Origin of the sequence: Arthrobacter sp. efr-133-TYG-120 (assembly GCF_030209785.1) — a bacterium.
Classification (GTDB): domain Bacteria; phylum Actinomycetota; class Actinomycetes; order Actinomycetales; family Micrococcaceae; genus Arthrobacter.
The window spans coordinates 86,341-112,618 of the sequence record NZ_JARVRI010000014.1 but is presented as its reverse complement, the minus strand read 5'-3'; the positions used below and the strand labels follow the sequence as shown (position 1 = coordinate 112,618).

The 26,278-nt window shown below is 60.4% G+C and carries 21 protein-coding genes; 5 read left to right on the top strand and 16 right to left on the bottom strand.

Going from position 1 to position 26,278, the window contains the following annotated elements; translation table 11 throughout:
• Positions 1 to 110: 110 nt before the first annotated feature.
• Complete coding sequence (locus QRN51_RS08755) at positions 111 to 1,151, bottom strand: NAD(P)-dependent alcohol dehydrogenase (RefSeq protein WP_284989505.1); 1,041 nt, start codon at positions 1,149 to 1,151, stop codon at positions 111 to 113.
• Between the two features lie 164 nt (positions 1,152 to 1,315).
• Entirely contained in the window at positions 1,316 to 2,425 is a 1,110-nt protein-coding gene (locus QRN51_RS08750) for an NADH:flavin oxidoreductase/NADH oxidase (RefSeq protein ID WP_284989504.1), read from the bottom strand.
• A 25-nt stretch (positions 2,426 to 2,450) separates the two neighbouring features.
• Between QRN51_RS08750 and QRN51_RS08745 the strand changes: the two genes are divergently transcribed.
• Positions 2,451 to 2,957 carry an ArsR/SmtB family transcription factor gene (locus QRN51_RS08745; protein WP_350224967.1) on the top strand — a complete coding sequence of 169 codons (507 nt, stop codon included), beginning with the start codon at positions 2,451 to 2,453 and terminating at the stop codon, positions 2,955 to 2,957.
• A 521-nt stretch (positions 2,958 to 3,478) separates the two neighbouring features.
• Here the strand turns inward: QRN51_RS08745 and QRN51_RS08740 are convergent.
• Positions 3,479 to 4,213: an NUDIX hydrolase gene (locus QRN51_RS08740; RefSeq protein ID WP_284989502.1), complete on the bottom strand. Its 735-nt coding sequence runs from the start codon at positions 4,211 to 4,213 to the stop codon at positions 3,479 to 3,481.
• Between the two features lie 106 nt (positions 4,214 to 4,319).
• Between QRN51_RS08740 and QRN51_RS08735 the strand changes: the two genes are divergently transcribed.
• Together QRN51_RS08735 and QRN51_RS08730 are read left to right on the top strand one after the other, a co-directional pair.
• Positions 4,320 to 5,390, top strand: coding sequence for an SPFH domain-containing protein (locus tag QRN51_RS08735; RefSeq protein WP_284989501.1), 1,071 nt, complete (start codon positions 4,320 to 4,322; stop codon positions 5,388 to 5,390).
• A 9-nt stretch (positions 5,391 to 5,399) separates the two neighbouring features.
• Complete coding sequence (locus tag QRN51_RS08730; protein WP_284989500.1) at positions 5,400 to 6,299, top strand: diacylglycerol kinase catalytic domain-containing protein; 900 nt, start codon at positions 5,400 to 5,402, stop codon at positions 6,297 to 6,299.
• Between the two features lie 611 nt (positions 6,300 to 6,910).
• Here QRN51_RS08730 and QRN51_RS08725 read toward each other — a convergent pair.
• Together QRN51_RS08725 and QRN51_RS08720 are read right to left on the bottom strand one after the other, a co-directional pair.
• Positions 6,911 to 7,171: a type II toxin-antitoxin system Phd/YefM family antitoxin gene (locus tag QRN51_RS08725; protein ID WP_284989499.1), complete on the bottom strand. Its 261-nt coding sequence runs from the start codon at positions 7,169 to 7,171 to the stop codon at positions 6,911 to 6,913.
• A 72-nt stretch (positions 7,172 to 7,243) separates the two neighbouring features.
• A complete protein-coding gene (locus tag QRN51_RS08720; protein WP_284989498.1) occupies positions 7,244 to 7,507 on the bottom strand; it encodes a hypothetical protein in 264 nt (87 codons plus the stop codon).
• Between the two features lie 393 nt (positions 7,508 to 7,900).
• Between QRN51_RS08720 and QRN51_RS08715 the strand changes: the two genes are divergently transcribed.
• Together QRN51_RS08715 and QRN51_RS08710 are read left to right on the top strand one after the other, a co-directional pair.
• Positions 7,901 to 8,077, top strand: coding sequence for a hypothetical protein (locus QRN51_RS08715; protein ID WP_284989497.1), 177 nt, complete (start codon positions 7,901 to 7,903; stop codon positions 8,075 to 8,077).
• A 118-nt stretch (positions 8,078 to 8,195) separates the two neighbouring features.
• The gene (locus QRN51_RS08710; protein WP_284989496.1) at positions 8,196 to 8,603 is read left to right on the top strand and encodes a hypothetical protein; all 408 of its coding nucleotides are present in this window, start codon (positions 8,196 to 8,198) and stop codon (positions 8,601 to 8,603) included.
• A gap of 864 nt (positions 8,604 to 9,467) precedes the next feature.
• Here the strand turns inward: QRN51_RS08710 and QRN51_RS08705 are convergent.
• The 11 genes from QRN51_RS08705 to QRN51_RS08660 all read right to left on the bottom strand — a co-directional run bounded on the left by QRN51_RS08705 (position 9,468) and on the right by QRN51_RS08660 (position 25,824).
• Complete coding sequence (locus QRN51_RS08705; protein WP_284989495.1) at positions 9,468 to 10,514, bottom strand: hypothetical protein; 1,047 nt, start codon at positions 10,512 to 10,514, stop codon at positions 9,468 to 9,470.
• Entirely contained in the window at positions 10,507 to 13,113 is a 2,607-nt protein-coding gene (locus QRN51_RS08700) for a hypothetical protein (protein ID WP_284989494.1), read from the bottom strand. Before QRN51_RS08700 ends, QRN51_RS08705 begins: the two co-directional genes overlap by 8 nt.
• A 1,059-nt stretch (positions 13,114 to 14,172) precedes the next feature.
• The gene (locus tag QRN51_RS08695; RefSeq protein WP_284989493.1) at positions 14,173 to 15,024 is read right to left on the bottom strand and encodes a PIN domain-containing protein; all 852 of its coding nucleotides are present in this window, start codon (positions 15,022 to 15,024) and stop codon (positions 14,173 to 14,175) included.
• Positions 15,025 to 15,283: 259 nt separating this feature from the next.
• A complete protein-coding gene (locus tag QRN51_RS08690; RefSeq protein WP_284989492.1) occupies positions 15,284 to 16,627 on the bottom strand; it encodes a reverse transcriptase domain-containing protein in 1,344 nt (447 codons plus the stop codon).
• A 31-nt stretch (positions 16,628 to 16,658) separates the two neighbouring features.
• Positions 16,659 to 17,222, bottom strand: a complete 564-nt coding sequence (locus tag QRN51_RS08685; RefSeq protein WP_284989491.1) for an SLATT domain-containing protein — start codon at positions 17,220 to 17,222, stop codon at positions 16,659 to 16,661.
• A 726-nt stretch (positions 17,223 to 17,948) separates the two neighbouring features.
• Complete coding sequence (locus tag QRN51_RS08680) at positions 17,949 to 19,067, bottom strand: DNA methyltransferase (RefSeq protein WP_284989490.1); 1,119 nt, start codon at positions 19,065 to 19,067, stop codon at positions 17,949 to 17,951.
• Between the two features lie 207 nt (positions 19,068 to 19,274).
• The gene (locus QRN51_RS23235; protein ID WP_350224965.1) at positions 19,275 to 19,619 is read right to left on the bottom strand and encodes a helix-turn-helix domain-containing protein; all 345 of its coding nucleotides are present in this window, start codon (positions 19,617 to 19,619) and stop codon (positions 19,275 to 19,277) included.
• A gap of 468 nt (positions 19,620 to 20,087) precedes the next feature.
• Complete coding sequence (locus QRN51_RS08675) at positions 20,088 to 20,546, bottom strand: hypothetical protein (RefSeq protein ID WP_284989489.1); 459 nt, start codon at positions 20,544 to 20,546, stop codon at positions 20,088 to 20,090.
• Entirely contained in the window at positions 20,536 to 22,779 is a 2,244-nt protein-coding gene (locus QRN51_RS08670) for a hypothetical protein (RefSeq protein WP_284989488.1), read from the bottom strand. The genes QRN51_RS08675 and QRN51_RS08670 overlap by 11 nt, the downstream gene beginning before the upstream one ends.
• Positions 22,772 to 24,469, bottom strand: coding sequence for a hypothetical protein (locus QRN51_RS08665; RefSeq protein ID WP_284989487.1), 1,698 nt, complete (start codon positions 24,467 to 24,469; stop codon positions 22,772 to 22,774). The genes QRN51_RS08670 and QRN51_RS08665 overlap by 8 nt, the downstream gene beginning before the upstream one ends.
• Entirely contained in the window at positions 24,469 to 25,824 is a 1,356-nt protein-coding gene (locus tag QRN51_RS08660; RefSeq protein WP_284989486.1) for a site-specific integrase, read from the bottom strand. The genes QRN51_RS08665 and QRN51_RS08660 overlap by 1 nt, the downstream gene beginning before the upstream one ends.
• Between the last annotated feature and the right edge of the window lie 454 nt (positions 25,825 to 26,278).

Below are 26,278 nucleotides of genomic sequence, written 5' to 3'. Positions count from 1 at the left end.
GTTGGTTGCGAGTCGAAGCCCAGCCCTCGGGTGGAAAGGCAGGTCTTGACGGCGGCGAAAACCAGTAATGACCCGCAAGGAAATTCCTTGCGGGTCATTACTTCGTCCAGCTAGAGCGTGGACGTGTCGATGACGAAGCGGTAGCGGACGTCAGAGGCGAGGACACGTTCGTACGCCTCATTGATCTTGCTGGCCGGAATGACTTCGATCTCAGAACCCAGTCCGTGTTCGGCGCAGAAGTCCAGCATTTCCTGGGTTTCGCGAATACCACCGATCATGGAGCCCGCAAAGGAACGGCGGCCTGTGATCAGTGCGAACGCATTGACCGGCAGCGGCTCGGCTGGCGCTCCCACGTTCACCAGAGTGCCATCGAGGCTCAGCAACTGCAAGTAGGCGCTGATATCGATCGACGCACTGACCGTGTTGATGATCAGGTCGAAAGAGCCCGCGAGGGTCTCAAACGTCCTGGGGTCGCTGGTGGCGTAGTAGTAGTCGGCGCCTAGACGCAAACCATCTTCCATCTTCTTCAGCGACTGGGAAAGTACGGTGACCTCGGCACCCATGGCGTGGGCGATCTTGACCGCCATGTGGCCAAGTCCACCCAGTCCGACGACGGCGACTTTCTTACCGGGGCCGGCGCCCCAGTGTCGGAGCGGAGCGTAAGTGGTGATGCCTGCGCACAGGAGGGGTGCGGCGACGTCGAGCTCCAGTGCATCCGGGATCCGGACAACAAAGTCCTCGGTCACCACCACGTGGGTGGAGTAACCGCCTTGGGTGATGGTTCCGTCACGGTCCACGGCACCGTAGGTGCCGGTGTTCCCGGCCAGGCAATACTGCTCCTCGCCTTTAAGGCAATTGGCGCACTCTCCGCATGAATTGACCATGCAGCCGACACCGACACGGTCCCCGACTTTGTGCCGGGTCACTTCCGCCCCGACTTCAGTGACGATGCCGGCGATTTCGTGCCCCGGCGCGAGCGGATACGACTGCGGTCCCCAGTCGCCGCGGACAGTGTGGATGTCGGAATGGCAGATCCCTGCGTACTTGATCTCAATCAAAACGTCGTGAGGGCCGACGTCGCGCCGCTGGATTGCAGTGGGAACAAGGTCCTGGGTCGCGGACGGGGCCGCATAAGCGTTAACAGTAGGCATGATTCTCCTGGGTTGGTCACCAGTATTGGCGGGTGCGGAAATGATCAGATCGTTGACGTTAGTGTTGGCTTGCTGGTTCAGGGGGTGAACACGGCGCGGGCCGCAGCTTCGGGTGCGCTGGCCAACGAGTTGAGCTTGTTGACCGCCTGTCGTCGGCGGGTCCTTTAGTGCTTGCGTCGCTGCACGACGTAGCCATACTGGTCGGGCCAGCGGGGCTCAAGGCCAAGGGCATCGGCGGCTTGCTGCGGCCAGTACGGATTGCGCAGGAGTTCGCGGCCTAGGAAAACGGCGTCAGCCTGTCCCTCGGTAAGGATCTCCTGGGCCTGATGGGCGTCGGTAATCAGGCCGACGGCGCCGGTAGGGATGCCGGCTTGGTCACGAGCCTGAGCGGCGAACGGAACCTGGTAGTTCGGACCTGCCGGGATCCTGGCGTCACGGACCAAGCCACCAGTGGAAACATCCAGGAAGTCGACACCATGGGCGTGAAGCTCCTTGGCCAGGCGGACGGTGTCTTCGCTCGTCCAACCTTCGCGGAAATCGTCCTCATTCTCCGTTAGCCAGTCAGTGGCAGATACACGGAAGAAGACTGGCAGGTCCTCGGGCCAAACCGCCCTGACGGCGTCCACGACTTCGAGGGCAAACCGAATACGGTTTTCGAAGCTGCCGCCATAAGAATCGGTTCGCTGGTTGGACACGGGTGACAGGAAGGAGTGGATCAGATATCCGTGCGCTCCGTGGACCTCGACCACCTCGAAGCCCGCCTTCGCCGCTCGCTTGGCAGAGTCAGCGAAATCGGCGACCAGCTGTGCGATCTCCTTGACGGAAAGCTCCTGCGGAATAGGCAAGCCCTCGAAGGGCTCCGCGCTGGGAGCGACAGCCTGCCAGCCACCGACACCCTGGGTCATGTAGCTGTCGGATAACCACGCCTTATCCGTGGAGGCCTTCCGCCCGGCATGGGCCAGCTGGATGGCCGGCACAGCGCCGTGAGAACGGATCGCGGCGGCAACGCGTGAGAAGGACTCCTGCTGACGGTCATTCCACAAGCCCAGGTCCCACAGGCTGATACGTCCGTCGGGGCGAACGCCCGTTGCTTCAACCATAACCAGGCCGGCTCCGCCGGCAGCGCGGCTTGCCAAGTGTGTCAGGTGAAAGTCCGTGGGCACACCGGTCTCAGGCCCTTCAGAGGCTGCAGAATACATACACATCGGGGCCATCCAAACTCGATTCGGAATCTCCAGATCCCTAAGTTTCAATGGCGCGAAAAGACTGCTCAAGGGAAAGCTCCTTGTCTTGGGGCTGATGGAGGGCGAGCACCGGCGTCGTGCACCGACTTACAGTAATACGATAATCCTCGTAGTACGGATTTTGTCAAACTACGACGTTCATCGTACTTTTAAATGCACGCATCGACAGAGAAGGAAACCCATGCCGCCTAGGGAAGAATCAGCGGGAGCCGGGCGTTCGCTGAATCACCCGAAACCGGAAGAGATTCGTATTGAGAACGTGCTTCACGCACTATCGGACCCCATCCGATTGCGCATCGTACGAGAGCTGGCCGACAGGCACGAGGACATGGCCTGCGTGGCCTTCGGACTTCCAGTCAGTAAATCGACGTCCACGCACCACTTCCGTGTGCTCCGAGATGCTGGCGTCATTCGGCAGCAGTATCACGGCACGTCCCGCGTTAGTGCGTTGCGATGCGACGATCTGGAGACCCGGTTCCCTGGCTTGCTTGCCGCCGTGCTGCAGTCCGCGAATCGTGCGGTGGAGTTGGGGTCGACCCGCTCTAACGTGCCGCGCCTGTAATCAAGACCGGGAATCGACTACCAGCATCCGAATTCCCCCTTTGCGCGTTCGGCGACATATCCGGGATCATCAAAATGATAGACGCCGCGAAGCCCAGGCCCCGGGAACAAGGTGGATCGAGACGTGAGCCACAGGAGGGCATCACCTTCGGACCATGTGTCCCCCCTGACTACTTGGAAGAGGCGCTTGATCGTTTCCTCGGCTAGCGACAAGGGTTCGGGCGGCGCCGGGATACCAGGCGCGGACCCCATGGTGCCTCGCCCTGCCCAGCGGTCGCGGTCCCCGCCCGCTTGAATCCGGGTCAGGGCTTCAAGCAGGCCTGCATCCTCGATGGAGGACGGTCCTGGTTCGCCATTTCAAGATCGGCCCGCAGGTCAGCCACGAATTCGAAGAACGACTACTCACTGCCGCTGGCGCGCCATTTCTGGGCCCCACGGAACATGATCTGTGCTATCCATCCAACGCCTCGGGGCGAGATGAACTCTCCCAGTCGGCTGGTCTCAGCCACTTTGCGTGGAGCGTCAGTCGCGCGGACGCATGAGTGGCGGGTTGAGTACGGCCCGCGCCGGCTGACCAACCGAAAGACGGGCTGCCTCAGCGAGGCGGAAAAGCGCCGCGGGGCGCCCGGCATCCCCCGCTGTCATCCTTCCAGTGTCTTCCAGAAAGCCGGGCGTACCGGTGGCTTTACGGTGGAAATTCCGGGGGTCAAGACGCGTACCCCACACGGCTTCATACACGGCGCGGAGCTGCGCGATGGTGAATTCCTCCCCGCAGAAGGCTGCTCCAAGGGGCGAGTACTCCAGTTTTGATTTCGCGCGCTCCAGGGCGTCGGCGAGGATCCGCTCGTGGTCGAAGGCGAGCTTCAATTCACCATCCAGAACCTGGTTGACCGGGTACCAGGCGGCGTGTTCGGCGTCGCTCCCGGCGGACAGGACCGGGAAGTTGGGCGCGAGGAGCAGGTGGGCGACGGTGAGCACCTCCCCGCGCGGGTCGCGGTTCTGCGGGCCGTAACTTCCGAGTTGCTCGAGATGGCCCGGGATCTGCTCGACGCCGGTTTCCTCCGCCAGTTCCCGTGCCGCCGCCGTCACCAGGTCTTCACCGGCCAGCACGAACCCGCCCGGCAGGGCGAGAGCGCCGCGGAACGGCGTGATGCGGCGGGTGATCAGCAGAACATTCAGGACGTCCTCGGAAACAGTGAGGGCGACGACGTCGACGGTCACCGGAAAACGCGCGGGCGCCGGGTATGACTTGGGCATGGACCCATCCTAGGTAGTTATCGTCACCTTGACAATAAATCGGCATCGAGCTTATCGTTTCATTATCGTCAGATTGACGAGAATATTGAGCGGTTAGGAGAATCCCATGGCCAGCATCAAGCGCTACCCCTGGATCAGCCACTTCCTGGGCAGCCCCACCGGCTACGTCGTCCACTTGCAGAAAGGCACGGTCAGGCACCAGGGCGTGGGCCAGGCGTTCTGGTACCGTCCGGTGAACTCCGTGCTCAGCGAGGTCCCCGTCGATGACCAGGAACTGCCCACGCTCTTCCACGCCATCACCCGCGACCACCAGGACGTGAGCGTCCAGGCCAACGTGACCTACCGCTTCATCGACCCCGTCGCCGTGTCCACCCGGCTCGACTTCGCCCTCCAACCCGCCGGCCCCGGGCCAGGCACGGCGCAGGCGACGGGGAAGGAGCAGGTCGCCACGATCATCGGCCAGCTATGCCAAAGCCACGCGATCGACCAGATCGCCACCACCACCCTCGCCCAGGCCCTGGAACGCGGGGTCAGCCAGCTCCGCAGCGTGCTGACTGACGCCCTCCGTGCGGACGCCCGGCTGGCGTCCACCGGCATCGAGATCCTCGGGGTGCAGGTCCTTGCCGTCCGTCCGGAGTCCGACGTCGAACGCGCCCTGCAGACGCCGGTCCGGGAACAGCTCCAGGCCGAAGCGGACCGGGCGGTGTACGAACGCCGGGCCGTCGCCGTCGAGCGGGAACGGACCATCTCCGAGAACGAAATGGCCAGCCAGATCGAACTGGCCACCCGCCGCGAACACCTCGTCGCCCAGGAAGGCGCCAACGCACGGCGCGAAGCCGAGGAAAAGGCCGCCGCAGGACTCATCCAGGCCCAGGCCTCCGCCGAAGCCCAAGGCATCAACGCCACCGCCGAAGCCAACCAGATCCGGCTCGTCGGCGAGGCGGACGCGGCCCGCGAGGCAGCCACGATGGAGGTCTACCGCGGCATGGAACAAGCCACCCTGCTCGCACTGGCCCTGCGCGAGGCAGCCGGATCCCTGCCCAGCATCGGCAACCTCACCATCACCCCCGACCTGCTCAGCGGCGCCCTCGCCGGACTCTTCCAGAACCCGGCCGGCGACGCTGTCCCCGCCGCGGCCGGGGCGGCGTCCGGCAGTACCGGCCGGGCCGGGAAGTAGGCTACCGTCATGCCCAACCCCCGCCTCGTCATCGTCCACCGGCGCACCGAACTGCAGGAACTCCTGGACCGGCACGCCACCCGCGGGCAAGCCGAATTCTTCCTCCGCACCCGAGGCCGCACCATCCAGGAAGTCCAAACCCACCACGACCGGTTCACCGCGGCCCTGGGAACCATCCGAGCCGCGGTCCCGGCCGAATGGCGCCACGCCGACGTCGAACGCGCGGACCTCAGCCGCTTCCTGTTCACCACCGAGGACATCATCGCCGTCGTCGGCCAGGACGGACTCGTGGCCAACACGGCCAAATACCTCAACGGCCAGCCCGTCGTCGGGATCAATCCGGAGCCGGGCATCAACCCCGGCGTCCTCGTCCGGCACACCCCCGACGCAGCAACCAAACTGCTACAAGACACCGCCACCGCCAAGGCGGCGGAGCACCTGTCCTGCCAGGAACTGTCCACAGTGACGGCACGGCTCGACGACGGCCAGGAACTCTCCGGACTCAACGAGATCTTCATCGGGCACGCCTCCCACCAATCGGCCCGGTACCGGCTCACGGCCCCGGAAGGGCAGACCGAACGCCAGTCCTCCTCCGGACTGATCGTCTCCACCGGAACCGGCGCCACGGGCTGGTGCGCATCGATCGCCCTCGAACGCGGAGGACGCAACCTGCCCGCCCCGACGGATTCCCGGCTCGCGTGGTTCGTCCGCGAAGCCTGGCCCTCCCCGATCACCGGAGCCTCCCTGACCGAAGGCACCCTGGAAGCGGGACAGGCACTCCGGATCACTGTGGGCTCCGATCAACTCGTGGTCTTCGGAGACGGCATGGAAGAAGACCGCCTCACCGCATCCTGGGGCCAGGAAATCGCTGTCCACCTGGGCGAACGACCACTCAGGCTCGTGGCGTAAAGAAGCGTTACCGGCGCAACCCCTAGCGGCGCACCTGTCGACTGGCCCGGGATCGTTTCCGCCCGGGCGATCGTCCATGAGGCTTGCTTTCACTCGCCGTCAAGGGCCCCGGAAGTATAAAGAATATAAAAGGTATGAAAGGTATAAAGGCGTATAAAAGGTCCAACAGCGACAGGAGTGGATCCGCCCATCAAAGTGAGGGCAGCGGCGGCTGAAATTGCCGCACCGGATGAACGCTGCCAGCCGTTCACTCCGGGCCTGGACGGTCTGCCCGATGCGGCCATTGCCTCAATGACGTTGGCGGTGTCAGCGCCCGGTACGGTGTGGAGATCCACGCGGGGCCCGGCAGTGACCGACGCGAAGCAGGCACTCGAGGCGGCTGCGTTGATCGGGCACCCTAGGTGGCGTCAACGTCGTGACCGGACCACTGGGCGCACCGGTCCGAACAAGCCTTGGTCGGATTCGAAGCACAGCAGGTTCAGCCTTGGATTCTGAAGGCTTTCACCAGTGTGGACACCTGATCTAGGTACGTGAAACCGCGGCAAAGCGCTGCCCGGACGATCTTCTGGGCTGTCTTTTCGAAGTCTGCAGAGGTATGCAGTCTCGCTGGCTCAAATGCCAAGCTCTTTCCTTAGCTCACCGGCCGGGCGCGAGGGCCGATCGGCCTCAACCCAGGCTTTGGCTGCGGCGATGTCCTGGGCGGTTTCGTACGCTTCCAGCGCCTCGGCATCGCCGACGCTGATCACGACGGCGACCAAACGGCCGTTTCGGGTCACGCCGATTCGCTCACCGCCGTAGCTCACCCGTCCCACCACGTCGGACAGGTGGCTTCGAAGCCCCCGTGTGCTTATTTCTCTCGTCACGGCTTCCATGCGCCCCACGATACTCCGGCGTCTACTGCCCGATGGAGCGCTTGCAGCTGTCCACGAGATCCTTGCACCTGATCAATACCGGAGCCACGCGGCCTCGTCACCCACCGTGGTGAGGCTTGTCGCGATCTGCCGGAGCATCCTGTCAAAGGCGTCGGTGCACAGATGGTCGATTAGGGAACTCTCGGGCACAAGTACACGGGTTGCAAGGAAGGCCCCGCAAGCTTCCGCGCTCTGCATGGTCTGGAGAAGCAGTTGGTCTGCGGAAATGTCGTTGCCGATCCGCCCCGGCGGGACGGCAACCTCAGGCCGGATCTTGCTGATCGGAAAATTCGACACGGAAATCTCATCACTGGGAACACCGACAACGGTCGCCAATTGTGCAAAGCGCCTTTGCACAATTGACCTACCGGCTGCTATGGCGTTCGGTGAGACACAGCGGGACCACGGGACGCCAGCGGCCAATCGTTAAGCAGCGATCAGGGTCTAGGCTGGTGGGCATGGAAGACGTTGTCGTCGATACCGCCGGCGGCCGGAATGACCATGCGATGGTGGGTCGGATGTTCATCCCGATGACTCCGGATACTTTGCTGCCGCGGCTTCAGGGATTCGAGCCGTTCCTTCCAGGGTCACGGCCCGTGGACCTTCTCACCAACGGTGATGCTTCCCATTGCCGTTGGACGACTTCGGATCATTCGACAGGGTGTATTCCGCTGACGGGAGGCAAGATTAGTGGAGGAAAAACCATTCCTGACCAAGGACGACGTACTTCGCATCCGGGCCACTGTCGACGGGGACTATGAACGCGACGTGAAGAACCTCACCGGCGATACGACGGATGACCTCGGGCCCATCCAGGTCGCACCTCCGGCACCGGAAACCAAGACGCCGTCGGGCGAAGCCCCATAAGGATGCCGGGTAGACGGCCGACAGGCCGGGACCCTAGCCAGCCCGACCGGCGCTGGCAAACCGCAGCGGCTGCACATGCGGACTCCGGACTGCGGTCAGTCTTGGTTATGGTGTGATCATGGCCATGACGGACGAACACCGGCTGAGCTCGCGAAGGACCGCCGAGATCATCAGTCGCGAGCTGGCGAACGGAGACCTTGATTTCGCCTTCCGGATCATGGTCACCGCCATCGATGACTTCCGTCATGCATCACCGTCGAATCATGAGGATTTCCTGATAGCCCCGGGCTCCACCGGATCCCTGCGGTGGGACACGCTGCTTGCCGCGGTCATTGGCCGCGAATGCGATCGGCTCGGAATCCCCAAGCCTCCTTGGACGCAACCCAAGCCGCTAGAGGACGAGTGGGTGGTCACGGTCCTGCCGAACGCCACCGAGCGGTGGCTGGCCAGAATCAAGTCCGGCACCCCGGTCGAGTTCTCCCGCCTGGGCCTCTGGATCCATGCCCGCGATCTGGAGAGCAGGTAACGCGGCCCGTCTGCGTCAGGCCCTTTGCGCTGGCGGGGTGTCGATCCGGCGGTGACGATGACGTGCCAAATCGCGTTTCGTTAGGTCTTCGGCTCGGGTCCGCTCTTGGCCGGGAGCTACGCGCGGTCTAGCATGTGACACAGAGGGGCCGACGGTAGCCTATCCAATCGACCCTTCGGATGTGGAGCGTCACTAACGCCAGTAGTGGTCAATAATTCTGACCACTGAGGGCATCAGGGCCGAGATGAGCACCGCACAGGTTGTCAGCCAGCGGCGGGCTTTCTCGGCCCTTCCGGCGAGTATCCGGCTGGAGGTTCCTCACCATCTTCCAGTCTCGAGCCCGAAGTCCTGGAATCAGTTGCGGTTCGCTGCCCATCATGATGCCTTCGTTTCAGGTTTCCCGTGGGTAGCCAAGTGATTTCCTCGCGAAATAAAGGAAGATCGCCCCTGGATCCCGTGCGTCCGGGCAAACCCGGAAGGCCAGCTGAGCCGTGCCCCGCGCAAAGCCCGTCAGGCCAACCTGTTAATTAGCTCCTTACTTACCGCTACCGCCGCGCCCGGTTCTTCACCTGCAGGGGTGGCTTTCACGTCCGCCGCTCACGATGACCGTGGCGAAAAGCCAACCGGGAAATCGGACGAGCGAATCGGCGGCAAGAACCTCCGAATCCTCGACGGCCGTTCGGGCGTCGAACGCTGCAAATGCTGATTCACCTAAATGATGGCTTCAGATCAAACTGCCCGTTGACGGATCCTTCGCCCGGCGTCGCCGGCTCGGTCGTGCGGCAGCTCACCCGTCAGCTTGGGACGAACTTTCTCGTCGCAGGCCGTGGCATCGCTTAGGCTCGCTGAGAGTACGGCCAGGTGTCATTCCGTCCCCTTCGACTCCGGTTCAGCAGTTTGTGCGACTCGTTTGGCGTACTTCGGCAACAGGTAGGTGTTATGGGCATCCTCAACTGTGATTAGACCGGCGCGCAGGTCCTGCATTGCCGCAGCTAGATCGCGTGGCGAGGGAATTCCGGAAAGGGAGAATGCAAAGGCAGACTCCCCGTACAGCGATTTGTCGCTTGTGAACTGGTTGAGAAAGGCAATTGTGTCTTCTACGGTTTCAGCCCAGAAGCTCGCGAACCGCAGACGACGAAATGCCATATAGGGCGAAGTCACCGAATCGCCGAACGTTCCACGTGCATCCCAGCCAACTGGAGCCGTCGTTGAAGCTACCGCGAGGTTCTGAGTTTCCACCTGTTCCGAGAACGTGTATCCCTTCCAGCCGAGACGATCCGCGCCGCCGAACATCTTCACGTCGTCGACCTGTCTCAACTCCTTGATGGTCTTCCGCCACTTGGATCGGTTTGCTTGGCGCATTTCGGCCTGGCAGATGCGACCCCTTGGGATGGAAACTGGCGCGGCACTTTCCGCAGTCGCTACCTGCAACACGTCGCCCCGACCACTGCTGAGCACTGACCATCTCGGAAGGTAACCAAATGACGGCATTGATGTCCCTTGTTGGTCATCGACTTCCGCCCGCTGAAAACGACGCCGCGACTGCTGTGCGGTGTTGTGCTCCTCCGGAAGTAAATGCAACTCCAGCAGCATGCCCTTGCCGTCGACGGACTCTTCGAGCAGCCGGTCAACGAAGGAAAAGAAAGGATCGGTAGGGTCGCGATCGACGCCGCGATCATTGAAGTCGTTCAAGAGCGCGAAGAGCGTCTCCGAGGCGACCTCCATATCCGCACCCTGAGCTACCAGAGACACCTCGTAGGCGTAGCGCTGGTTCCGAATGTCATCCTTCAGCATCCCGACATAGAAGCCGTCTCGATCGAGCTTTTTACGCTTCGCTGAAAGGCGATCGGAGTAGTGGAGCATTGACGGGTACGCACTCACCCTTTCCGTCAGCGTTTCGGACCTACCCATCGGAGCCTTCCTTATCGAGGTCATAGTGACGGAGGTACTGTTCGACTCCGCTCGGAGCGGCGGCCCCTTTGCCGATAGCCTGAGGACGAAGCCAACGTGCGTAGAACATGCCCTCGAAGTGTCCGAGACGCACGGCCCGGAGAAGACGCAATGCGTCCTCACCTAGCGGAGGTAGCGAACTGCTGGTAACGAACTGATCGCCGAAGCCGCCCAAGTCGAACAGCCTGCGTGGAACGCCCAACTGGTCCAGAATCTGGTTGGCACGATTCTCGATGTTGGTACGTTCCACTCTCCCGGGTGTGAGGCTGTAGACGGAAGATTCGGAAGACAGGGTTGCAGCCGCACGGCCAAGGATCTGGGTGGCTTGATCGGCGTTGGAGAGCAGCTGCGACCAGCGCGTCCCGAACGGTGCGAAGATGCCGTCATTTTGCGTCACCTTCGAGAGTACGAGGGCAATGCCGCTGAGCTGCATGAATCTGACGTACGGCTCGGAAACGTAGGAGTTGATGACACCTTGGTCGTGGCGCCGCACAGTTGCAAGTAGGCGCCGGGTGGCTAGGTCGCCGGTCCAATACAGCAGGGAAACCTTCTGCTGAAGTTCGCCAAGATCACCGGGATCCCGGTCGAGGACGCGTCTGACCAGATTCTCATGCGCCGTGTAGTAAGCCCACCCGAAATGGTCGGGACTATCTGATTTGGGCGTCGAGTCAACTGTCGCCGCCAACCTAGCAATGGGCAACTCGAGCAGATTTCCGAGCGTCTGCGACCGTGCCTTGATGGCATCGATATTCGTATCCGGCCACCGGTCGTCTCGCTCTAGGTGAGATGACTCGCAGGTTGCAAGCAGTTTTCCGGCCGACTGAAGCGTCGTCTCGAGCTTTTGCGTCAGTTCAAAGGCGCGACTTAGCGCTGCGCCTGCCGCCCAGGTCTTCGACTTGCCAAGGTCGAGGACCCACGGCCAGATCTCGTTCTCCAAAAAGGTCAACAACTGCTCGAGCTCATCCATGGTCTCTGAGGCGAGGACCCGTGCAACAAGCTGCCGGAGGGCATTGTCAGGCGTCACTCGTTCGCCCTCAATGTTCATTTCCGTGGCCAACGCCATGCGCAGATCCGAGAGGATCTGAAGCAGAGTCTTGCCCGCCGCCGGTTGCCTCGTGTCGTTGACAATGAGTGTGGCCGCACCAGCCAGCACCTGCTTCATTCTCTTGAAATAGTCGATATAGCCCAGACACCCGTCGAGCGCCTCAAGTAGAACGAAGTCCGCGAGGTTGTGTGCGCTCACCTCGCCGGGAAGAGCAAAATGCTGCTCTCTCGACAAATGGCCAGCCACCGGATCTGAACGAGCCGTTGAGAGATCGATGGACCCCCTCTCTAGCGCGTAGTTGCTAAGGATAGTCATCGGCGCGAACGTCGTCGATGTGATCCACAGTCGGAGTTCTTCGAACTGACCGAGAGTCCCGATTATTCGCGAGAACGGAGGTAACCCTCGAAGCGCACTTTCGAGCGAGCGGATATCTCTGGCCGTCAGGAGTCGCTCGATGAGGTTGGCGATCCGGCGCTCGAACCAAAGCTCATCCACTACCTCGCTAGCCGCGAGCGTCGTGCCCGTTGCAAGTGCGATACCTACTTCCGAGTGAGACGAAAGAAACCAGTCCTTAGCTTGTAGGCGGGTTGGGCTCCAGTCAGGAAGGGCCCGGACGATGTGCTTTCGGCGCGCATAGCCTTCCCAGACCAGGCGAAGGTGACGAACGGCTACACCGATTCTTGGGTCGTAGCTTGCTTCAATCCCGCGATCACCAGCGCGTTCATGTTCCCTATCCAATATCAAGGTCACAAGGTCGTCGAGCGCGTCCAGGTTGTCGCGGATCTTTTCGTTCGCCCGCCGAATTCTGAGGTCCGATGTGCTCTTTCGATTCCCCAGAAGGTAGGCCCGATGCGTCCACCTATTAAGGTTCCTTCGGATCTGAGGGAAGAGGGACGTCGGCTCAAGCAGCACAAAAAGCGTCACCCAGATGCGTCCGAACGACAGCACAACAAGAGCGGCAGACAATCCCGAAACTACGAGAGTTAGGTGCGTCGCATCGAATCCCGCCACCTTTAGACCAAGCGCGAAGGCGGTGTAAACCACGGCCTGGGTGAAGAAGACCACGTACCACCGCGATTCCGGCTGGCGCACAATTTGGTCCCGGAGTTTGCGCGTCGCGTCCCTGTAGCTCGTCGACACGACGAACGTCACTGTGGCGAAGTAAACCGCCACGAAGATTCCGGCCACGCTGATGGCTGCTGTTGGCAGTGCTGCCGGGTCGACACCCGACGGGACTGGCGAGGTCAGCCAGTGGCCAAGGCCCCTAAACCACTCGGGGACTGAACCGCTCAAAGCATGCAACTGACCTTGAAGCCCGGTTACAGACTGCGTTACCAAGATTGCCGCCAATGGCACCATCAAGAGCAGAGCAGCCCCCGCGAGAGATCGCCCACCAAGGCTGAGCAAGCTCGAGAACTCGGTTAGGCGAGACATGGCGCCCACGCCAACTTCGGTCAGGTGAACCCTGCTCGATTTGCTGAATGCACGAAATCGCCAGTAACGCTTGGACTCCATTGCCCGAAGCCTGAAACGGAGGAAACGCGAACTCACCGGCATCTCAATGTACTCGCTCGGTAATCGCGTGGACTGGGCGTCACATCGGCCTCGCCAAAACTTGCTATGAAAGAGAGCCCCACCGGGCCAGACTTCTCCAACCACGGCCAACCGGGAATTAGAGCGGTTGCGTTTGCGGTGCAGGCCTCGTCACAAGGGCTGAATTGGGGTGCCGGCGACATATTCAAAACCTGGGTGAGGGGCATTCGTCGATTGTGCCACGAGGCCAGAGTGAAACCGTGTGGCTAAGCGGCCCGCGATCTATGGAATCCCTCTTTGGATGGCGGTTGCATCGGGGCCATCCGCGCGGGCGGCCGTTTGACGGACGGGCCTGGGCACCCTGTCTGCGGACCTTCCACCTCCGTGCATGCCGCGTCGGTTAGAGTCTTGCCATGACGGCTGGGGGTGCGGCCGTTGAGCCTTTGATACCTATCAAAAACTTCACGACGGACTCGGGGGCACACAGGTCATCAAAGTCCTGTCCATCGCTGTGAGGGCCGGGGTTACCCTCGGATTGCTGGGCGGCAACGGCCGGAGGCGCAATCTGATCCGAAACCTTGCCGCGCCCCGAGGCGACGACGCCACGCCCGTGGATGTGACTCTTTGTCACGTCGGCTCGCGAAATGGGGCCAAAGATAAACGTCCTACGGTGGCCCGAAATATTTGACACGATCAGCGGCACCGACGGCCGCGCTTCGGACGAGTTATGTCAGGGAACGAACACAACGGCATTTGGCGGTTTCTGCCTACCCACCAGCTGCCCACCCTGACGGAAGCGCATCCGGCGTAAATGTCCTCGATATTGAGCACTCCGCTAAGGCAACGGAGGGCTTGTGTGACCCGAAGCGCTTCTGAGCGTCGAGACTCTCGCCATCCGGGGCAGCGGATGGGGGCACGACGTCAAAAGGAACCGTCGGTTTTGACTTCAACCGCCGCCCAGCTCCTGCGCGAGACGGTCGAACTCAGCCGTAGTGTCTGGCTACAGTGCTGCCATGCCGCAGGCTGATGGAAAATGTTCGATCAGTCATAGCGGAGCTTTGTGGCCTTGAGTCCAAAGTGGCGGGCACGAAATGCCATTGCCGAATCATAGGTAACGACAAGTACTTCCCTTGAAAATGGCTGAAGGGTGAGTGCACGATCGATGATTTCGGAGTCTGCGTCATCCAGCGCACCGTGTTCCAGGTCGTTGTTGAGAAGCCGGATGTACACCGCGCTGCAGCCATCCGGTACCGAGCGTTTCGCCAAGTTGGTGACGGTGTCCGGCTGGAGGAGACCATCCAACGTCTTCAGCGCGGCACGTGCGCGGGTTCGTAGAGGTGTGGTTCCGTCTGCAGACTTCTGGTTGCTGAGTTTTTGGTTATCCAGCTCGTCAACCACGGCGATGGGAACCACCAGGAGCAGGTCTCGGTTCGGGTGCAAGTCAAGCCTTTCATTCCACGGAAATGCGCTTAACTGGTCGTGATGCTCGTGGAGGACATTGGTATCGAGCACGGCGACAACTGGGGCATCCAGGTTCTTCCAGAGGTCCAATTCCTGTTCGAGAGACTTGATTGCGGCGTCGAATTCGGTGATTCGTTCGCGGACTTCGGTTCTTATGACACTCACCAGAAGGCGGTCGGTCTCTTCGTTTACGCCAAGCACATCCATGCTCAGCAAGGTCCAGTAGCGATGGCTGGTCACGAGGTGTTCAAGTTGTGCCTGCCGAATTTGACCGCGAAGCAGTCGCGAAGCTTCATTGGTCCAGTAGATATAACGCTTGCGCCATTCAGACGGTTGATCGGGGCCGCTCTGGATGTTTTCCAATTCGCCGCGAAGGTGGCTCAGGGACGTCAAGACGCTCCCCGGTGAGGCAGTAGCGCGCAGGCCGGTCATGGACGCCATTATGCCCGATCACGCTGCGAGAGGATTGGGCCCGAGGGAACTTGCCAGAAACGGCCTCCCATCTTTTGTGGGGAGTGGCAGGGTGTACTCCTTGTCCACTCAGCTAAGCATAGAGCGTGTGTGGTGGTCACGAGTCCGGTGTCTTCTTTCGGAAAGGCCCGTAGCTCGCTGGCCATGTTTCGCGGCAATCCGGTGGCCGCCGCGCTGCAGAGAGGCTTCTTAGCCAGCCAACGATCTATCTAAGGACTGTTCATGACAGACCGGAAAAGTCCCTTTCCAGCTTATCTACGAGCCGTTTCACCTCTTTGCGAAACACCCGGTCCACCGCATCGTCTTTGAATGCCTCGGCTTGATCCATCCCAAAAACCTCGATCAGGACTCGTCGCTTCTGCTCTGGGGTGTAGTTGTTGAAGTTTGGGACGTACGGGTCATCGCCATCGTCGCCGGAAGTGATGGACCAGTAGGTTCGTGTGAATGTTTTGGGTTGGAAATCTGGGGGTAGACCGAATCGTCTGGCAAAATTCTGGACTGTGGCATCGAGGCTCTTGAGTATCGAGACGTCAGTTATTTGTGAAAAGTAGTGGAGCCACCCCCTCCTCTGATTATCAAAAATGCATCCCGTGATTACAAGGTTCAACTTCCATTGGCATTCCGACAGTGCTTTCGCCCGTGATGGATCTCCTGGCGGCATTCCGGCAGTTTCGTATTTGTATCGAGTGAAGACTCGGGCGATAGACGACTTCAGCTTGCTGACGCTTTCTGCCCTCACCGTGATCCGGTTTGGCGCGAAGACATAGCCCAGGTAGTCAAATGAGTGAGCGATAAGTCCGATTTTTGACTTTGAACCTGTCGGACGAGGTTCATGCACTGTCAGAGCGATTGCTGCGCAGGCGGCCGTGACTTCCCGGCAAATTGCCTCGGTGTCGCCCGAGGCGCAAAGGATGATGATGTCGTCGACATACCGGATGTACTTCATCGTTGCGACGCCGCAAAATTGATTGTCGATCCGCAGCATCGCAACCTCGGCAAGCAGGTTTGAAACAGGCAGACCCTGCGGGACGCCCCTGGTGGCCTGGCCGTCGAGCCTAGGTGCGCTGTCGGGAAGGGTCGGTGTCTCGATGGCGCCCTGAATCAGTGAGAGGATCTCAGGTTTTCGAACCTTCCTCCGGACGGCGCGCATGATTGCCTCGTGCGAAACGCTCGGGTAGAAGTTCTGTACATCGAGGCGGATGAAAGCGTCGAAACTGTTCTTTTCGAGGGATTTTCGTAGTTCTGCAACTTTCTGTTGCGCCACCTTCCCTTTGGTTTCGGGAAAGATCTCCTGAATAAGGAATGCAAGCGATTTGAGGACTATACGGTCTCGGGCCGCGGGGATGGACAGGATTCTCGGGTTGCGATGAGCACCCTTCGACATCAGGAGCTGCCGGTAGGAGGTGAAGGAATAGGTGCCTTTTCGTGTCTTGCGCGAAATCAGGCGACAGACGTCGTCGATATTTCCTTCCAACGCCGACGCGACGACGCCGTCCCGGCCCCTGGCCATTCCGTGACGGACGTTCGCCTCGTATGTCCTTCTGAGATTCAACGGCGCGGTCACTTCGCGGAAGACTCGACTCGCTGGTCGGTCACTAGCTCGCATGAACGACCCATAGGACGAAGGGCACGAGAACGAGAACCGGAATTATGAGGCTGATGAAGGGAACAGCGGAAAGTGCAAAGTCCGTGACTATAGCCCAAGAGACGGGGTGACTTTTGATCGCTCTCTGATAATCACTTTGGTTGTGATTTTCGGACTCATCCAATAGGTCGTTGTAACGATTGAGAAGCGCCCGAGCCTGGACGTCGCTCGGGTTTTCATCGCTCAGACGCAGGAGCTCTACTTCCGAAGAAAGCCTTTGGAGCCTGCGGTAGTTGTTGAAAAGGTCGCGGCTTCGCGCTCCGTAGTTCAGCCCCGCGACCACCAGGGAAATAACGAGAGACAAGACGGCCAGACAAACGAAGAGAGCCGGTCCGGCATCCCCATACATTCGCACGTTGGCCAAGAGGCCGACGGACGCGATGGTTGTGGCAACCGTGAGGGACAGAAGCGAGGTATTCCACGCTTTATCCCGGAGGGCCAGCCGCTGTGAGGCGTACATGCGGCCTTTGTAAGACGTGTATGACCGAGTTTCGAGTTTTTGTAGTGCCCCCACGCTCTCCCCATCCTTTTGAAGGTCCGGCCGCTCATCGGATGGTCCGAAGCGTCCTGCTATCAATCAATACCCGCACGCGAGCACACCCGCGAAGGTGAACGACATTCGTCGTTGGTTATCAGTTCTGCCCACAGTCTCGTGAGCAAGCGACCGGACCACGGAGAACTCTATAGCAAATGTCCCACCCTTCACCGGACTGCTCCTCCCGGTAATCGCGGCAACGCGGACATATTCGTCAACCTCGCCTCTCCCATCCACCCAAGTCAGAAGCCAAACAGCCACCATTTCGACCCGCCTCGAACCTGAATCTGTCATGTTTGGCGACCGCCGGGGTCGCCACCGATCTCCCAGTTGGCGTCTGGTTGTCCCTAAGCGGCGGTCCCGGTGAGAGGTTCTCTCTGCGCCGCACACATGGACGCCATGACGAAAACATGGACGCTGATTCAGCTGGTTTGCAAGGCCCTCTATGGGTGGGAGCTGCCCGATCTCCCGGTGGAGTCCGACGATATGGAAGTGCCGACCGGGAAAGAGTGGATGGACTTTCTTCGCTGTCTTTACTGGTACTCTCGGCCGCGCTTCCTTCACCGGAACGATCCGAAAATTCCCGGACCGATTAGCGAAGCCGAGTAACAAGCCATTTGACGAGGACCTTGGTACTTGACGTGTTCAGCCTGAAGCTCGCGTGAGGCGGCTATTGGTTCTTACCCGGTCTCACTGGGTTTCATCTCAAGGGAGCGAGGAAAGATTATCAGCCAAGACCACGGGCCGAGGCTGCGCTTGAACTCTTCCAGCCAACCTTGGGATCACGTAGTCGCGGATGGTGTCCGAATTTTCCTCGATCGCCAGCCACCGCCGTCCCATCTGCTCCGCCACCGCAGGGGTGGTCCCTGATCCAGCAAAACAATCGAGCACGATATCACCCGGTTCGGATGCGCACTCGATGATGCGGCGCAGAAGGCCTTCCGGCTTTGCATAGGGAAATGGGCTGGACGGGAAGAGCTTTGATTGTTGCTTCGCTCCGTCTTCGTTCGTTTCCATCTCGGAATCAAGCCGCCAGGACCACAGGTTGCTGATGAGCTTGGGGGCCCCGCCCCGGGCAATGTAGCTGGGACGGAAAGGTTTCCGAGGGATAAAGAAGTCGCCTCCCTTCGCGATCATCTCGTAAACCGACTCCGGCGAGTAACGCGATGGCAACATCAGACGCAGCGGCGTCACGTTTCGCCCGTTTGCCATGGTGACGTCTTCCTGGAGCCACGCGTCGATCCCTGGCGATGAATGATCCCCGGCTGCGTAAACACCGTCGGGGCCACCGAACCTGACTGCCTTTGGCGGAAAACAGATTTCCACACGTTTGTTCCCCCGGTGAGCGACAGGAACGCGTTTACCGCTTTCCGTTTTGCCTGATGTGAATGCCGCCAACTTGGCGCGGCACTTCCCATAGATCAGGAGGAAATCAGTAGTGGAAGCCAGCTGAGCGTGGCTGAAACTCGGACGTCTCGTCTTCTCCCACGTGATCGTCCCCACGAAATTGTCCTGCCCAAAAACCTCGTCTCCCTGTCGTTGAGCTGTTCCTAACTCGCTGGCATTCGTCTGGAGCCAGACTGACCCGTTCTCACAAAGCAGCTCCCGGACGCCCACAAGGACGTCTTCTATCAGAGCCGCCCATTCGGCTTTGGTCCTGTTGTCTCGATAATGCCCCCGGAATCGATGGGACCGCTGCGTATTGTAAGGCGGGTCCAGGTACGCGAGTTTCACCTGACCTGCCAACCCGTCCCGGGCCAGCTCTGGCAGTACCTCCCGTGCGTCACCTTGAATGACCGAACATACGGGTCCTTTGAAAGTCATTGAGCAATTCTGACTCAATTCCGCAGCGGAGATTTCCTAATGCTTGTCGGCTGACGACCCCGGTTTGCTCGACTCCGCCACTCTTCGCGCTGAGAGTGACAGCCGGCAAGCCAATTGACCGGACCGACACAGCTGGCGAGCCTGTTGAGGAAGAGCGGGTGTGCTCTGTCGCGGAATCGTGATCTCCGGCGCCAGATCTGGGGCGGATCATTTACCGTCCGGTGCGGTTGATGATCGGTTGCGAGTATTACTTCTTACTCTTCCGCGACGATGCGGTTCCACCGCTGGCGTGCTGGACGCAGGCGAGAACAAATCACTTATATCTACCCCTAGGACATCAGCCAGGTCCCAGAGTCGCTCATAAGCGAGGCTCTTCTTCCCCCACTCGATTCCAATAATCATGACCCGGCTCAAGCCCGCCTCTAAACCCAAGGCCTCCTGTGTGAGCTCCTGAGCTATCCGGAGCTCACGGATTCTCGATCCAACTTGTTTGCGGCGTTCTTGCCATTGATTCAACCGGGCGAGTGGGGTTTCAGAAGGTCTGATGGGCACACACCATGGGACTAAAATGAAACATGCTTGTCTGTATCACTAGTGATACATAACGGGAGACGAGACGCAGAACACAAAGAGCACGAAAGGCAATGCGATGGCTATCTCAGTCGTTCTCGATCTGACACAAGAAGTGTCGGTGCATGATCTCTGGCAGTTCCTCTCCCTTGTCCCTCAGTGGCACGACAGAGACAAGGACATCAGAGCCATGGATATTGCCGGGCTGGCAGTGCGAAGTCTGGAGATCGAGATAGCCCCTCCGCAAAGGTCCTAGGGAGCCGGCCACACTCAAATCCTGACAGATCCCAACGAGACCGCGCATAGGTCCATGGAGGTGAAAGATGAGTGCGGAACGGCCGTCATCCCGGGTAACCCACACGACTGATCAATCGATTATGGCCTGCCAATAGTCAGGACGCCGGCCGCGTAGAGACGCCGCACCGACGGCTCTGACCGTCCGCGCAGAATTCACGGGAGAGGGCGTAGTGGGCTGACTTTCTTACCAGACTCGGCCGCCGCCTGCGCGTCTAATTCTCGAACCCTCTCGTGTAATGCGAGGGCGTAGCGTCGAACGTGCTTCTGACTATCGGTGAGTTCGGCCACTTTGCTCCGCAACTGCTTGATGGTGGCATCACGGTCCTGCAGGTCCGACCTTAGTTTTGCGGCAAGGACCGGATCCCACCCGCCTGACCCCATGTCGGCCAAAACGCGCGGGAGTTCTTCGACGATGGCTGAGAGTAGGTCCGAGTAGTGATTCTGGGAGCTCCCATAGGAGAATCCGCCCACTTTGGCCATGCCGTTCCGAGTTGGAGCTCCGCCACGCTCAGACATCAGCGTGGCGGCTATCACGGCACGAAGCGGTACGGGGACGACTCCCCCGGCCCTCAGGATTTCGGTGATGGCGATTGCGAGTTCATTACTCTTCATTGTCGGCGCTCTCTTGGGCCAGCCGTTGGTAGCGGCCGGGCATGTCCTCGATGATGAGCGTCCGGAGCGCTTTGTCGTCCAAGTCCGCGAACTCCTTGGCAATCCCCGGGACGTCTGCCTCTATTTTGCGTCTCGCTCTCTCGAACACGCCCGTGAGGCCAACCCATCCCCTTCGACGCAATTCATTGCGCGCCCTTTGCGCGCGGGTCGTTGCTGAATTTCGGCAGGCGTAAGGACGACAGAGCTTGAATTCAGCTTCGCTTTCATTGCCGCAAAGGCCGCCTGGTCCGAATACGCAGATAGTTAGCTCGCCAACGGCTACGTTCGGGTTGGTCTTCGCTATCTGCCGCGCCTGTCGGCTCGTGACGGGACCGGTGACGAGCTCGTACGCGTTGGCCTTCTCCAGGACCGCGTCAAGGCGCCCTGAACCGTTTCCGGCCACATTCGCATCATCGATCCCGGCGTCGCTTGCGACATCGAGCAGGGCCTGCCCTACGGCCATTTGACGCGCCTCTTCGACGGACTGCGGATCAGCAATAAACACGGATCGGGGTAGGTGTCCTAGATACCCTTCCGCCACGGTGCGATTTGACCAATGGGCTTGGGCGGCGGCCAGGGCGTCGCCCCACGCCTGGCTGGCGTAGGCCTCAATTCCGGTGATACGCAGGGTACGGTGTGGGAGCCATGCGGGCATAGGCGGCAAAGGAACCACGACGCCGCGTTCAGAGAGATGGGCTCCAGTGGCGAGAATCTTCCTCAAATACGCGGAGGCGAGCTGAAGTGTGTCGGCGCTCTGTTCCCCTTGCGCTCGTCCCAGGCCCGGGTGCAGGAGCACTTCCTGCCCGGTTTGGGGGTGAATGCGGGGCTGAAGCCGGAGTGCTGCCTTGAGTCTGTGGATAATTTGGACGGCACGTATTACGTCGTCGCCTACGATCCAGTCCGCAGGCATCGGGGCGCTCCTGTTCTTAACCAGATATCCGCGCATGCGTGTGACTGCCACGTCCATATCGCCTCGTTCATATGTTCCGTCAACCAAACAATCGTGCGGAAGCGCGGCTAGCTCCCTGTCGCGGACGGTGGTCAGGAGGACGATGACCACTGTGCAGCAATAGGCAAGATTGCCCGTCCACGTGTCGAGCGAAGGACCGTACCGGGTTGGTGCCAAGCTATCTATCCACGGCACGAGGCGCCCTCCCGGTCCAGGCACCTTTGTGATGGGGAGATCGAACCCATCTTCAGATAGCGAGGCGCCCACCTTCTGCCGCAGCATCTCCAGCACCTTCTTCGCTTTCCCCACAGGATTGCGCAGGGCCTCGGGAGAACAGCCCGCGAGTTTGACGAAGGTCGCCCAGGCAGGAGTGACGGTCTTGCCTCTTAAGCTCGTTACACCTGGCATCGGACGGCCAGTCAGTTCCCATTCCATGAGAAGGTCCGTGACTGCCTCGATTTGTTCCTCTCGGGGCAGCCCGGTCCGGTCCGGAGCAGAGGCGAGTGTTTCGAGTCGAGACAAAATGTCTTCGGCGCAATGATCCATGACCCATAGGCACAGACCGAGGACTGGTCCGCACAGTTCCGGAGCCGGTCGTTCGACGTTCAGATCACGTTGGGGTACCCCGAAGACGCGGTCCGGTGTATGCCCGCCGAGGGGGCGCCCTCCGAACATGTCCGGGACGCCGAGTAATCCCCGGTATGACCATATCGACAAGAGGGGGCGGGCGTAGGCGGCCAGTGTAACGGGTGAGGCGTTGGGGTTTTCGGCAGCAAGGTGTTGCGCGAACGCTCTCCAGTCTTCAGGTCCGAGGCTGTCTCCGAAATACCGGTCGATCACAGTGAGGGACTTGGCGAGCCCGAGGACATAAGCGAAGGCACTGTGGAGCTTGAGGGGCTTTTCGGCGGCGGCGGGTTGGGCCATGACATCTTCTACGTGGAGACCTGATTCTCCGCTTTCGGCCAGTTTGGGGTTGAGCCGCAGGAGCGCCCAGTCTTTCACCGGGCCCCGCCAGCGTGGTGGAACTATCTCGAAGTCGAGCCAGTGGTCGGTTTGGTTTACCCGAGGGTAACCGACGAAATTCCACGCTGAATCGCCGTAGCGGATCGGTTCTTCGACGCTTTCTGCACCGGGGATAATGAGTCTCAAATCCAAGGAGTCGTCCAGAGTCGGTCGGGCTCCCTGCACGGGCAACGGACTGACGGAGGACTCGGTTTCGGTCATTTCTTCATAAAGTTCAGTCATTGCTCCGACCTTCCATGTACACGCAGGCGATCAACACCCTGCTCCTGGCAATCTCTTCATCAGGTATGCCGAGGACAAACTGTTGAGGAAACTGGGCCAGAGCCTTTCTTGCGAGCGAATTGAGCACTGGAGCTTCACTCCTAACCCATTCCTCGGGTTCGTATTTCCGGATGTCCTCAGTGAATTCCACCGTGGCAAGCAGACCCGGGACAATCTCGGGGGTTCTGTAGCCGTTGGGGCAGACGAAGCATGCGACCGGTCCGAGACCGCAGGGTTTGCTTTCGTCACTGGGGGATTGACCGTTGCTGGCGCACGCGGCGACTCCAACGTCCATAACGGCGTCCGCCTGGGCCAGTTGTTCGGCAGCGCTAACTTCATCGGGCCCCCTCAAAGTCGCTCCTACGGGTGCTGCGAGTCCTCCGATTGCCTTGGTTTTGGCGCGCCAATAGCCCGCCGCGCTGTCCTGGGTGTCGAGCACACCTGGAACAAGGATCACGTCCGGGACGGCGTCCTTGAGATAGATCCTGGCCATCGCCGGTTTCTGGCCGATGATGCTGTGACCCCGGAGTTTTCCCCGAAGCGTCGCGGCCTTTCGCAGGCATTGAAATGACAGCTTGATGGGGAGCGGAAGATCCGGGTTGGCACCGGTCCTAGCGGCACTCTTCCACCAGTCGTTTACGACTGAAGCGCCTACCACCGTTGAAGCACCGGTCGCAACGAAAAGTAATCGGTCAAAGTCAGCGTTGTGGTTGCGGAACATGCGGTCAACTCGTGTTGCTGCGGTGATGAACTCCAGAAGCCCGCCGTAACTGAAGAGTCCTCCCGCCGGGGAAGGGCTTCTCAGTATTTGATGGTTGCGGGCCTTAGCTCCAGTCACAAAGCTCCCCATATCACCCGATCTTTCGACCGAGTCGCTGGTATAGGACTGGATGGTTGCGAGGTTGGGGCCTTTGTCGTCGACCAGGGCGAGTAGCACCATGGCCGCTGCAAGATCCTTCCTTCGGACTATGAATTGCGGAGGGGTTTCCCGAGCTTGTTCTGGGACGAAACGTGCCGCGTCGGCGTGGAGCCAATCGACGGGCAAGTTCCCGAGAGCCGCCTGGACTGCCTCGCGGTGGCGAACGTACCAGTCGGCCACGAAGGAGCTCGCGATTTTCTCGATAGCAGCTGCCACTTCGGGTGTGTACCCCATAACGCGAGAGACATCGACCTTTAGCGACCGCCTGTAGAGGAAGTCTCGGAACCGCTCCCCATCGTGACGCAAATCGGACAGCGTGTCGGCAAGGAAAGTTCGAAGATTCCTCTGAGCGCTGCCGTCGTAGCCAGTCTCAATAACACCGTTCCATACCAAAGTGGTCGTGACCGTTGGTGCCGTCAGGTCCAAAATGCCGTGCTCTTCGTCAAGCCACCGAAGAAACTTCCGGGCCAGTCCGTGCATTCTGACCAACGTCGCAGATGATGTCCAGGTTCCTCCGTCGACGTGGAGGCAACCGAGGAGGCCATCAGTGAGTTGCCTGGCGGCGGGGGTGTCCCCGAGTGACCTTAACTCAATTGCGGTTTTGCTTCCGCGCGTCCGGACGACGATCCGGCCGTTGGGCGCAAGCTCTGCGGAAGTTATGAAGGAGACCGGAATGCCGCGATCGGCTGCGGTACGTCGCCGAGGGATATGTCGGTCGTTGCGAGTAGACATCAGGCCCTCCCGAGGAAGTCGTTGGCGCTATAGCGCAGAATCATCATGCCTACCTGTTGGATGTAGAGGGTTGTTGTGGCTTCGTTGATGTGGCCGAGTCCCATGCATGCCATCTGGACGGCGCTTCGGATGTCGACCCGGTGAGGTCTGCCGTGCATGTCCCGGCCAGGGCCAGTCGCGACTCCGAGCATGAACAATGCGGCGAGGTGAGTGGCGTAGGTGTGCCGGAGGTCATGGGTGTGGATGTGGGGGAATGACTTGTGGCTAGCTGTCGCGTTTGCTTCGGCAAGCTTGGAGATGTCACCCGTGAGCTCCTCGGCCGTTTTGTACGCCAGCGGTGAGCCTTTGCCGGCGGCGAGGAAGAGAATCGCTGGTTCCCCTTCTGGTGTGACTAGTCGTCGGCGCTCCTCGGCCGTCATTTCGTTAAAGAAGCGCCGTATTCCCTTGGTGTCGATAATCCCTTGGAACTTCGGACTGGGGGGCTCGGCAACCTGGATGGGATTCTCGGGTGTCCACCCCTTGAGAAGGAGACGGCGGGCACCGCCGGCGGGGTTGGCATAGTCGTAGACCCGTTGAAGGTGGGAACGAAAGGCCGGAAGGCGCGCTTCGCGGCCCGTTTTGCTGATCGCCCCAGGAAGCCGCATTTCGACCAGGTCGCCGGGTGTGCTTGGGTCGGGGAGTTCGTAGATCGTGAGGTGCGTCAGCGTGTCGGCGCGGGCTCCGCAGGCCAGGCCGAGGCTGACGAAGGCGGCGTCCCGTGCACCTGTCCTGTTGGTCGTGCTCAGTTGGCCGTCGTGTCCAATCCGCCATGCGGCGGCCAACAGTTCCGGGACCTGGGAAGGTTCGATGGGGGTCCCAGCAGCGCTGTTGCGGGGAACGTTGCGCCCTTCGCGCATGGAGGTCTTCTGCCCCCAGGGTGTGTGGATGACGTCGAGGGTGAATGGCAGCGGGATCCCATACGTCTCTCGGAGCCATTCGTAAAACGGCTTGATCGCGGACCGGTCACGATGCCATGTTGCGCCGGAAACTCGGGCGTCGCTGACAGTTCGGTGTTTGACATAGGCGACGATGTGTTTTCTCGTGGCCCCGCGCAGTGAGCAGTTCTTTTCAAGCAGGAACTCCGCAAGCACGCAGATCCTGTCCGCCTGCGCAGCTGATGTCTTTGTGCCGCCGGTTCGCTCAAAAACGTGGGCCAGCCACTCTGTAGCGTCGGATTCTATCAGACCGTCCACGGTCAGCACCGGCGAAAGGACGGGGCTCACTGGGATGGGAGGTTCTCCGAGCGCAAGTGCTACGACGGTTTCGTCCCACGATCCGCCGTAGACGACTTTGACCCTTGGGCTGTCGTCCGCCACTCTATCGAAGCGTTCGTGAGGTCGAGAGTGATCCCCCACCCGTACCCGCGCGGAATTCCGCGCCGCTGAAGTCCAGCTTCATTGCGTCGCACGACGGTATTCGGATATTTCGTTCGGAGTTGAATCCTTGGGTAACTGTCATTTCGGTCGTCCTTCCTCCCGGACACAAATTGTGTGGGAAATGCGGAAGGTGTGGTGACTCGCAGACTCAGGTTACTCGAGGTTTTTCAAAGGTCAAAAAACTGAGTCGGTCGAAGCTCATGAGCGATGAGTTAGCCGTCAGCGCTGTCTGACCACGGCTTGGACGTGACGGGCTAGCAGCGTCGCCTGGAGGCGCTCCTAAGCCATTCCACTCAAGCGCAGTGGTGTCACGTGAAGCTTCTCGTTCCTTGGGGCTGATCGGAGACGATAAGCAACGCGGTCAGTCCGCCGGAAGGAAATGCGATGCCGCATT